This is a genomic window from Sporosarcina sp. P32b, from assembly GCF_002743335.1.
Taxonomy (GTDB): Bacteria; Bacillota; Bacilli; order Bacillales_A; family Planococcaceae; genus Sporosarcina.
The window spans coordinates 1-10208 of the sequence record NZ_PDZB01000043.1 but is presented as its reverse complement, the minus strand read 5'-3'; the positions used below and the strand labels follow the sequence as shown (position 1 = coordinate 10208).

Annotated in this window: 10 protein-coding genes; 9 read left to right on the top strand and 1 reads right to left on the bottom strand. The window is 45.0% G+C overall.

Annotation, left to right across the window (positions count from 1 at the left end; translation table 11 throughout):
• Nucleotides 1-866: 866 nt before the first annotated feature.
• The 6 genes from CSV64_RS16240 to CSV64_RS16715 all read left to right on the top strand — a co-directional run bounded on the left by CSV64_RS16240 (nucleotide 867) and on the right by CSV64_RS16715 (nucleotide 4895).
• A complete protein-coding gene (locus CSV64_RS16240; protein ID WP_099635642.1) occupies nucleotides 867-1841 on the top strand; it encodes an ABC transporter substrate-binding protein in 975 nt (324 codons plus the stop codon).
• A 4-nt stretch (nucleotides 1842-1845) separates the two neighbouring features.
• Nucleotides 1846-2877 (top strand): FecCD family ABC transporter permease, encoded by a 1032-nt coding sequence (locus CSV64_RS16235; protein ID WP_233190524.1) that lies wholly within the window; start codon nucleotides 1846-1848, stop codon nucleotides 2875-2877.
• Nucleotides 2864-3679, top strand: coding sequence for an ABC transporter ATP-binding protein (locus tag CSV64_RS16230; protein WP_099635640.1), 816 nt, complete (start codon nucleotides 2864-2866; stop codon nucleotides 3677-3679). The genes CSV64_RS16235 and CSV64_RS16230 overlap by 14 nt, the downstream gene beginning before the upstream one ends.
• Nucleotides 3645-4064, top strand: a complete 420-nt coding sequence (locus CSV64_RS16225; protein WP_099635639.1) for an ankyrin repeat domain-containing protein — start codon at nucleotides 3645-3647, stop codon at nucleotides 4062-4064. Before CSV64_RS16230 ends, CSV64_RS16225 begins: the two co-directional genes overlap by 35 nt.
• Complete coding sequence (locus CSV64_RS16220) at nucleotides 4064-4402, top strand: antibiotic biosynthesis monooxygenase (RefSeq protein WP_233190523.1); 339 nt, start codon at nucleotides 4064-4066, stop codon at nucleotides 4400-4402. Before CSV64_RS16225 ends, CSV64_RS16220 begins: the two co-directional genes overlap by 1 nt.
• Nucleotides 4403-4739: 337 nt before the next feature.
• Nucleotides 4740-4895, top strand: coding sequence for a hypothetical protein (locus CSV64_RS16715; RefSeq protein ID WP_158233064.1), 156 nt, complete (start codon nucleotides 4740-4742; stop codon nucleotides 4893-4895).
• A 204-nt stretch (nucleotides 4896-5099) separates the two neighbouring features.
• Here the strand turns inward: CSV64_RS16715 and CSV64_RS16215 are convergent, their stop codons facing one another.
• Entirely contained in the window at nucleotides 5100-6452 is a 1353-nt protein-coding gene (locus CSV64_RS16215; RefSeq protein ID WP_099635638.1) for a YjiH family protein, read from the bottom strand.
• Between the two features lie 177 nt (nucleotides 6453-6629).
• On the opposite strand from CSV64_RS16215, the gene rbsK reads away from it, so the two are divergent.
• The 3 genes from rbsK (at nucleotide 6630) to CSV64_RS16200 (ending at nucleotide 9906) form a co-directional block, all read left to right on the top strand.
• A complete protein-coding gene (gene rbsK, locus CSV64_RS16210; RefSeq protein ID WP_099635637.1) occupies nucleotides 6630-7508 on the top strand; it encodes a ribokinase in 879 nt (292 codons plus the stop codon).
• A 152-nt stretch (nucleotides 7509-7660) separates the two neighbouring features.
• Nucleotides 7661-8185: a DinB family protein gene (locus tag CSV64_RS16205; protein ID WP_099635636.1), complete on the top strand. Its 525-nt coding sequence runs from the start codon at nucleotides 7661-7663 to the stop codon at nucleotides 8183-8185.
• A gap of 98 nt (nucleotides 8186-8283) precedes the next feature.
• Nucleotides 8284-9906 carry a M20/M25/M40 family metallo-hydrolase gene (locus CSV64_RS16200; RefSeq protein WP_099635635.1) on the top strand — a complete coding sequence of 541 codons (1623 nt, stop codon included), beginning with the start codon at nucleotides 8284-8286 and terminating at the stop codon, nucleotides 9904-9906.
• Nucleotides 9907-10208 lie beyond the last annotated feature (302 nt).

The following is a 10208-nucleotide window of genomic DNA, read 5'->3' as shown; positions in this document are numbered from 1 at the left end:
TGGCAGTTCCTACACTTCTTTTTCAAGAAATACATACTAGCTATCACGATGTCCTGATCTTCTTCCTATTAGAACCACAACCAGAATAAATAAAACTTAGTAGCGCAGGCACAACTGCGGGGTAGGCCGTGGCCGGGAGACAACTGGCAGCACCACCGCCAGCTGGCTCCTGGCTGTAGGCAATCCCCCACGTGCCTGCGCGGGTCCAGAAAGCAGACACTCACTAACTTCAGTACCCGACCACCAGTCGAGCAACGACCCCAACAAAAGTGCCAAAGACCCGCAGCCGCATAGTCTTTCCGTCAACCGCGTTTCTAGATTGGGTAAGATACGCAATTTATCAATCTTAGAACCACACCCCAATTAAATACCATTCAACAGCGCAGGCACAACTGCGGGGTAGGCCGTGGCCGGGAGACAACTGGCAGCACTACCGCCAGCTGGCTTCTGGCTGTAGGCAATCCCCCACGTGCCTGCGCGGGTCCAGAAAGCAGACACTCACTAACTACAGTACCCAACCACCAGTCGAGCAACGACCCCAACAAAAGTGCCAAAGACCCGCAGCCGCCTAGTCTTTCCGTCAACCGCGTTTCTAGATTGGGTAAGATACGCAATTTATCAATCTTAGAACCACAACCAAAGTAAATACCACTCAGCAGCGCAGGCACAACTGCGGGGTAGGGCGCGAGTCCAGAAAGCAGACACTTCACCAACTCCAGTCCCCAACAACCAGTCGAACAATGCCCCCCTCAAAACTAGTACAAAGTATTCATTCTCACAAATCTATTTGACAATGATTCTCATTATCGACTATGATATTCCTCAATGAGAAACATTCTCATTATATTCGAGGGGGAATGAAAGAGATGAAAAAGTTAGCTGGTGTGTTCAGCGTACTGATGTTGCTGTTTGTACTCAGTGCGTGCGGTGCAGAGGAAGAAAAAGCAGAAGATAAAACAGACGCATCCGCAGTAAAAGCAGAAGAGATTGAGAAAACAACTGATACAAGCATCGAAGTGACAGACATGACAGGCCAAACCGTAACATTCGACGAAACACCAAAATCTGTCGCAACATTGAGTTCGGGTGATCTCGACATGTTACTAGCACTCGGAATAGAAGTAGATGGACGACCGACAGTGCAAGGCCCTCCGAATAAAGACTTAGAAGGCATCGCTGAAATTGGGAATCCACATCAGCCGAATTTTGAGAAGATTGCGGAAGTACATCCTGAAGTCCTGATCGCTGCACCAAGCTTCAAGCAACATGAAGCGAATATGGAGCGCCAAGGAACGAAGACCGTCTACACAGCAGCTAACTCTGTGGAAGACATTCAACAGACGATTGGACTATTCGGTCAGCTATTTGATAAAGACAAAGAAGCAAAAACCATACAAAACACGATCGCAGAACAAATTGAAAAAAGCACAGCGGACAAAGCAGATGCTGTGAAAACTTTATTAGTATATGGAGCACCGGGTACATACATGGTGGCGCTTCCGAATTCATTATCAGGTAATCTACTAGAACTAGCTGGTGGAGAAAACATTGCTAGTGATTTCCCGAATGAAGAAAAATATCCACAGTACGCAAGCTTAAGCGTCGAGAAAATTATCGAACGCAATCCTGAAATGGTGATGTTGATTACACATGGTGAGCCGGAAGCTGTCAAAGCGGCATTTGAAGGCGAAATGTTGAAGAATCCAGCGTGGAAAAATCTAGACGCAGTGAAAGCTGGAAACGTCATTGTCTTACCTTCCCACTTATTCGGTACGAATCCTGGCACAAAAGTAGTGGAAGCGCTTGACGTGATGAAAGAAAGCTTAGGACAGGTTAAATAAGGTGATTGCAACAGGAGAACAGACGCAGAAAGAACGTCATCCACTTGCCAAAAAGCGGGTCATCGTTCTTGTAACGAGTGGTAGTTTACTTGTGATCGCGGCTATTTTGAGCCTGATGATTGGTCCGGTTTCATTCTCTATGCAGGAAATTTTGGACGGGATTTTTGTAGCCAATGACACGATGGAACGGCGAATTGTATGGGAACTTCGCTTTCCACGTGTGCTGGTTGGCATAATTGTCGGGGTAAGCCTCGCTGTCGCCGGCGCCATCTTACAAGGAGTGATGCGGAATCCGTTAGCTGACCCGGGAATTATCGGTGTCTCATCGGGAGCGGGACTCGCGGCGACAGTGATTATGATTATTTATCCAGCCTATATCATGTTCTTACCGCTTGCCGCTTTTCTTGGAGCGCTTGCAACAGCCGTTGTCATCTATGCGTTGTCATGGAGAGGTGGGGCGTCGCCTTTACGCATCATTTTAGTCGGTGTCGCTATTAACGCGGTAATCGGCGCATGTATGAGTGCATTGATGTTACTGTACAGCGACCGTGTGCAAGCGGTGTTGCCTTGGCTTGCTGGAGGAATCGCAGGTGTCGGCTGGGTGCAGTTTGAAATGATCATCTATTATGCGATTGCGGCATTCGTGCTAGCAATCTTCTCGGTCAAGCATATCCGTATATTGCGTCTCGGTGACGAAGTGGCGAAGTTGCTCGGACATAATGTGGAGCGAAGTCGATTTTTCCTCATCGTGTTGAGTACGCTACTTGCTGGAATGGCTGTCAGTGTTTCTGGTTTAATCGGTTTCGTTGGCCTTGTCGTGCCGCATATTATGCGCTCCATAGTAGGTGGCGATTATCGGTTTTTATTACCGGCATCTGCGCTCGGTGGTGGATTGCTAGTCGTAGTAGCAGACACGATTGCCCGTACATTATTTAATCCAATCGAACTACCGGTAGGAATTTTACTCTCATTCCTCGGTGGACCATTCTTCTTGTATCTCATTCAAAAACGGAGGGATTCATTTGCTGATAACTGAGGAACTTACCTATCGTCATTCGGATTCATTCGAATTAACGTCCATTGATTTGCATATAAAGCAGGGAGAAATCGTCAGTTTACTAGGCCCTAATGGTTCGGGGAAATCGACATTTCTGCGATTGATATCTAGACTGATCACACCAGGAAGCGGCGAAGTTTTGCTGAACGGCGATCGATTGAAACGAATGAAATCTCAGGAAGTGGCTCGGAATTTAGCTATGCTTCCGCAAATGCAAGATCATCAGCTCGATGTCACGGTGGGCGAGTTAGTAGAATTCGGACGACATCCTCACCGGACAGGCTACGGCAAGTTGAGCCGCGAAGATCAGGACATTATTGACTGGGCAATTGGTGTAACGAAATTGGAGAAATACAAGAATCGCATGTTGCAGTCATTATCTGGTGGCGAACGTCAGCGTGCATGGATTGCAATGGCAATTGCGCAACGACCGAAAGTGTTATTGCTAGATGAACCGACCACGTATTTGGATATTTCACATCAATTGGAAGTCATGGAGTTGGTCACACAATTAAATGAAACGTACGGAATGACTATTATTATGGTTCTTCATGATATCAATCAAGCTGCAAGTTACAGCGACCGCCTCATCGTGTTGAAAGATGGTAGCGTGCGCTTTGACGGAATTCCACAATGCGTGCTGTGCAAAGAAATGTTCCACTCTATTTTCGAAATCGACGCAGAGATTTTCATGAATAATGGAAAATGCTTTTTCACACCAAGTAAATTAGAAAAGGGTGAATGCTATGAGAACGGAAGCAAAAATGAAGCAACCCATTGATCAAGCGCTGGTACGAGAATATGTGATTGCCGCACATGGGAGTTTTGTGGAAGTACAACGGTTGATTGAACAGGAGCCTGATTTAGTACATGCTGTCATGAACTGGGGCGGCGATGACTGGGAAAGCGGTCTAGGGGCTGCGGCGCACACGGGCAATCGAGATATTGCAGTCTATTTATTAGAAAAAGGTGCGCGGATGGATATATTCGCGGCTGCTATGCTCGGTGAACTCGAAATCGTAAAAGCGATGTTGAAGTGGTATCCGAGCTGGGACGAACTAAAAGGTCCACACGGCATTCCGTTACTTCGTCATGCAGCAGTAGGTGGAGCACAATCAGCGCCCGTGCTTAAATATTTAGAGTCAATTAAACTGGAGGTAGTATGATGCAGAAAATGATCGCAATCAATACGATCTATGTTGAAAAAGGCAAAGGCGAGCAAGTAACCGCACGTTTTGCAAAAGCAAAAGCTGTTCACACATTTGAAGGCTTCATTCGTATGGAAGTATTGTTGAATGAAGACAACGAAGATCGCGATGAAATAAAAGTATGTACGACATGGGAAGACCGTCAATTTTTCGATAGCTGGCTACATAGTCGTGAAAATGCAAAATCACATGACGCCAAAGCACCGGCTGAACCGAGTCCAATATTAGGTAATGAAGTGAAGACATTCGATGTGAAAGTTCAACATTTGCCCGCAGAAACAGTAGAAACCAAGTAATTTAATGCAGCGGCAAGCACCAACTTGTCGCTGGCATTCCGATAGTGATCTATGCAGTGGAATAGGCCTCCACTGTATAGATGGCTTTCGGTAACCCGTCAGCAAACACTGTATATCGCGTAAACACTTGAAAGCAAACTGTACACGTCTATTCATTGGAAATTAGCGCACAAAAGCCCACCATTGCTTTGCCGCGCTAATTCCCAAACGCAACCCTCCCTTACTTGCGGACATTCACCACATTCCAGCAGGGTTGCTTTCAAGCTGTTTCATTTGGCTGCTCTCTTTCATGAGAGCAGTTTTTTTGTATTGGTTTTTAATGAAGGAGGGTGGGTTGTTGGGGAGAGTGCTCGATCAGTTGAGCTATCCGCTCAATGTATGGACTGTAGTGCTCTATATGTCGAGCTATCCGCTCAATGCTGTGGCTGGAGTGCTCTATCAGTTGGGCTATTCGCTCTATGACGCGGCTGGAGCGCTCAATCAGTCGAGCTAACCGCTCAATACCGGGGAAGCGCTCTATCAATCGAGGAATCCGCTCAATGTCAGTCGTCGAGCGCTCTATCAATCGTGTGAATCGCTCTATATCGTGCTTCAAGTGCTCAATCAATCAGGTTATCCGCTCAATCTCAAGCCTTATCCGCTCAATCCCAAACAAAAAACCCGCCACTCCAAAAGAAGTAACGGGTTCTCATTCTAGTTAAAACAATAAATGTGCAATACCTGCAATGATTGGCAGGGCAATGATTGTACGCAATAAGAAGATGATGAGTAAGTCGAAGATATTCAATGGGATTTTCGTTCCTAAGATCAAGCCACCGACTTCAGACATGTAAATTAGTTGGATTACGGAAACTGCCGCAATTGTAAATAGTGTAATAGGTGATGTAATGACGCCTTCTGCTAAAATAACAGGCAAGAACATATCTGCGAATCCGACGACCATTGTCTGTGCGGCTTCGGCAGCCTCAGGAATCTGCAAGATATTCAAGATGTATTCGAATGGCTTACCTAAAATTCGGAATACGCTTGTGTACTCAGCCATCACCAAAGCGACCGTACCGAAAGCCATAACTACTGGTGCGACGCCGAACCACATGTCGAGAACGTTTTGCATACCTGCACGAACAGTTTTCACAACAGAGCGTTGTTTCGAAGCCGTATCAAGTGCGCTAGTAAGTCCTAGTTTGAATACGCTTGTCCCGGCAGGCAGTTTTTCATTCTCCGTGGAATATTCACGATCGTCAATATACGTATTCTTAATAGAACGTAATGGATAAATTCTTGGCATAATGAGGGCGAGGATCAACCCTGTGAACAGAACCGTCGCATAAAATGGTAGGAAGTAGTTTCCAAGACCAACTTTATCAATGATGACGAGTGTGAATGTAATCGACACAACAGAGAACGTAGTCGAAATAATCGCTGCTTCACGCTGTGTATAGTGGCCTTCTTCATACTGTTTACTTGTTAGCAAAACACCGATTGTGCCGTCTCCAATCCATGAAGCGAGTGCATCTATGGAAGAACGACCAGGTAATTTGAATAAAGGTCGCATAATCTTTACCATCAATGTACCGAAGAATTCGAGCAAACCGAAGTTCAGTAATAAAGGAAGCAATAGACCTGCGAAGAAGAAGATACTGAACAGGAAGGAAACGAGTCCGTCACCTGCGAGTAGCAATCCGCCTGTATCCTCACTCCAAATTGCTTCAGGTCCTAATTTATAGACGACCATGATGGCGAAGATTGCCCCTACAATGCGGGTAATCGTCCAAAACGGAGTCACTTTGAATAAGTTTGTAAAGAATGAAGGTCTGTTTGGATCTTTTTTAACGAATAAATAAAGCACGGATCCGAGTGCAGACGCAATGATCAAGTACATCATAAGTTGTGGAATAATCGGTTCCAATGCACCGGACAATAAATCCGCCAATTTGGCAATGGGTACTTTCCAGCCTGCTGCAAATGGTAGTGGAATCATGAATAGTAGAACACCGAGTATAGATGGAATTAAAAATGCTAACCAAGTGCTAGCTGTATATTTTTTCAAGGTATTTCTCTCCTTGTGAATAATCTAGTTGATGTATATTTATTCATTATACTGTTTAACGAGACGTTGTAAATACTTTAGCACAAAGTGTAACTTTTCAGTCAGCAAGCAGTCTATATTGAAACAGGATATATAAAAGCATAGGATCGATAAAAGAGCGGGAAGCGAGGCGTATGCATGATTACAGTAATTGGCAGTGCGAATATGGATATCATTGCACAAGCGGACAAGTTTCCGTTACAAGGTGAGACGGTTAGAGGGAAGGACTTTCAGACGGCACCTGGTGGCAAAGGGGCGAATCAAGCCGTAGCATGTGCGAGACTTGGACAGAACGTTCAGCTAATCGGCACAATTGGGACGGATTCATTCGGAGAAATGATTGTAGCTAATTTGCGGAATCAACAAGTGGACACTACCTATATCACACAAGCAGAAGGTCCTTCTGGTGTAGCTATTGTTTTATTGACAGAAGGGGACAATCGGATTATTTCGATACCAGGAGCGAATCACGCGTTAACTCCGCAGCGGATTGGGGAATTGAAATCTGTTATTGGAGCCAGCCAATTGGTGATGATGCAACTGGAACTTCCTATAGATACGGTGTGGTCTGTGCTTAAGCTATGTAAAGAATTAGAAGTGCCTGTCATGATGGATCCGGCGCCTTCGAGTAGCTTTCAATTAGAGTATATGTCGTATGTTCACTATTTGACGCCGAATGAAACGGAGTGCGCACAGCTCTTTGGTACTTCAATAGAAGAAACGGTTTCAAACTATCCGATTCAACTGCTCGTGACATTAGGAAAAGACGGTGTTTGTTATCATGATCGGGAGCAACTAATCTACGTGCCGGGTGTGCCTGCACAGGTTGTGGATACGACAGGCGCAGGAGATACATTTAACGGAGCGCTGGCTAGCCAATTAGTGCAAGGGAACGATTTACATTCTGCCGTTCAGTTCGCCAATGTGGCGGCTTCATTATCGGTAGGTAAATTCGGTGCACAAGGCGGTATGCCGACTGCGCAAGAAGTAAGAAATGTGACGGATAAAAAAGTCTAGAAAGCCTTTTATACCAGGCCTGATTGGCACTCTTCTGTCACCATTGCTGGGCTTTACTAAAAATATAACCGTTCCCTCTTTAAATCTCTGAACAAAAGGCGTATGCTATGGCAATAGATTGGATTACGAGGAAGAAATGGAGGTAGATGTTGATGGTTTTTGGAGAAAACATCAAGGTCCGTAAACGCATCTTGCAGTTGATTGATGGCTTAACAGATGAGGAATTTAACGGAACACCATCACATGGCGGCTGGTCACCCAAACAGATTGTAGAACATTTAGCATTAATGGAATGTCGAGTTGCTACAAACATCGCCCAAGAATTGAAAAATCCTGAGAGTTTGCGTGTATTCAAAAAACCGATCAGTGTATCGGCAAGTCCTTTAGTAAAGGCGTATTTCATGGAATATACACAACCAACAGACATGCATCTATCTATTCCAGAAGTTAAAGAAAAGTTGCATGCATCAAGAAATTTTTTGCTGGATATCTATGAATCTGCCACTATTACAGAACTTCGCTGTAAATCACTCAAGCATCCGATTTTTGGAAATGTGCCGTTAATTCAATGGTTCCGTTTCGTAGGATTCCACGAAAAACGTCATCTACGACAATTGAAACGAGCAGTGGAGCAAGTGAAATCGGCTCGCGTACAGCTAGTTTCCACGTCTAAATAATAAAAAAGAGCTTGTTTGCCTCACGATGGCATACAAGTTCTTTTCTCATATTGCTTAAAATCAGCTATACTTTACCTAACCGTGAAGGAGGAGATGGAATGAATCGATACCGTTTTGATACCCCTGAAAAGCTGCGTGCATTACTTTGTGAACTAGTAAGTTGGGATAGTCGTACATTGACGGAAGGAGAGCGTTTCTTTTCCTGGAAGTTACAAAACAAGTTGAGCGAATTGGAATATTTCACTGAGAATCCTGACAATATTACGCTTCATGATGCGGGTCTTGGGAGGCAAGTCGTACATGCTCTGTATGAACATCCAGATGCTATAGATACCATTGTCTTGATCAGTCATTTCGATACTGTGCAAACAGATGAATACGGAGCACTTGAACCGCTCGCTTTCCATCCAGAAGAACTGACGAAAAAGTTGCTAGAAAACAAAGATATGTTGCCAGAAGCGGCACGCATTGATTTGGAATCAGGAAAATATCTATTTGGCCGAGGCACGATGGATATGAAGATGGGTTTGGCCTTACATATTCAGTTGATCGAACGAGCAAGTATAGAAAAGTGGCCTATTAATTTATTATTGTGTACAGTACCCGATGAAGAAGTAAACTCTGCGGGAATGCGCGCCGCTGTTAAAGAACTTGTCCGTCTACAAGAGCAGGAAGGTCATCGCTATAAATTATTCTTGAACGGAGAGCCTTCATTTTCACAAGGACCTTCGGATACGAAAGAATATATTTATTCCGGAACCATCGGAAAGATTATGCCTTCTGCTTTATTCTATGGCAAAGAAACGCATGTCGGCGAACCTTTAAAAGGAATTACTGCAGATTACATGGCATCGTTTTTAACGCATAAGATGGAGTGGAATCCTTTATTCCGTGAAATACATCAAGATGAGTCCACACCTCTTCCGGTCACACTGCACCAAAAAGATTTAAAAATCCAGTACTCTACACAAACACCACAGCGAGCAGCTGCGTTATATAATGTCTTCTTATTCAAGCGGACAGCCGCTGAAATCATGAGTTTATTCGAGCAAGTGGCGAATGAAGCGATGGCACAGTGTAATGAACAGTATAAAGCAGTATGTGAACGTGAATCGGCCGTACCGCTGGGAGATATTCGCGTACTGCGTTTTGAAGAGTTGTTAAAATATGCTGAAGATCAGTTAGGAAAAAACGAAGTGAATCGATTGAAACAGGAAGTGCTGTTACAAGAAGAATGGGATGACCGCGAGCAATGCATACGTATTGTCGATACGCTGATAATGGAGTGCCAGGAACTCGGTCCAGCGACGGTGTTATTCTATGCGCCGCCTTATTACCCAGCAGTCAACTCATCCGACGATCCGCTCGTACAGGAATCCATTGAGTTTTTGCAGGAGCGTGCGCAAGTCTTTGACCTGACCATTGAGCAGGTGCATTACTTTAATGGGATTTGTGATTTGAGTTATGTGCATTATAAGGATGAAGAGGATCATTGGAAGGCGTTTGCAAAAAATACGCCGGTCTATGGTGCGACGTATTCGATACCGTTTGAGGATATGCGTAAGTTAACTGCACCGGTGCTGAATGTGGGGCCGTTTGGTAAGGATGCGCATCAGAAGACGGAGCGGTTGCATATTGATAGTGCGTTCAGGGAGATGCCGGTGTTGTTGGATCAGTTGGTGAAGAAGCTTGCGGGTATGAGTCAGCCGAAGTCTCGGTGAGGTTGTTTTATACTTAGTGAAGTATTATCCGACTAACAAACGCGGTTGGCAGGATGGCTAGGCGGCTGCGGGGCATTGTGGCTTTTCGTTGGGGTCGTTGCTCGACTGGTGGTTGGGTACTGAAGTTAGTGAGTGTCTGCTTTTTGGACTCGCACAGGCACGTGGGGGATTGTCTCCTGGCCACGGCCTACCCCGCAGTTGTGCCTGCGCTGCTGAATGGTATTTAGTTGGGTTGTGGTTCTAAGAATGATAAATTGCGTATCTTACCCAATCTAGAAACGCGGTTGACGGAACAACTATGC